Source organism: Pseudomonas sp. AC463 (genome assembly GCF_979253585.1).
In genome coordinates this window covers 1-357 of record NZ_CEEDDZ010000250.1, presented here as the reverse complement: position 1 = coordinate 357, position 357 = coordinate 1, and the positions used below count along the sequence as shown (strand labels likewise).

At 64.1% G+C, this 357-nt stretch carries 1 protein-coding gene; it reads left to right on the top strand.

Annotated elements, in window-relative coordinates; all coding sequences use genetic code 11:
• Window positions 1–357, top strand: a 357-nt coding sequence (locus AC0IYH_RS30010) for a hypothetical protein (protein WP_471837745.1), incomplete at both ends; no start/stop codon positions are given.

Here is a 357-nt window from a genome sequence, read left to right as displayed (position 1 = left end):
GTGTCGCCGCGGATCGACGTCGACGAGTTCCAACGCCTGACACGGCTTCGGCCGGTCGTGATGATGGTCGGCAACGCTCCCGCAAAACGCCGCTGGTTCGTCGTTGCGCAGGTCGATCGCGTCGACGCGGCGACCGTCGTCGCTCAGACTGCAGACTTCGTGGACCGATGCTGGACGGCACGGCTTTCCCATGTCGAAGACGAAGGCGACGAAGAAGGCATCGACGACATCTTCGGCAGCGAAGAGCGCGGCGGAACGAGCACGGTGGTACCGACCCCTGATCCGCGCGAGGTCTGTCGCATTCAGGGATACGTCTGGGAGCAGCTTCACGCACGCTTGAAGGGAGCTGGGATCGTC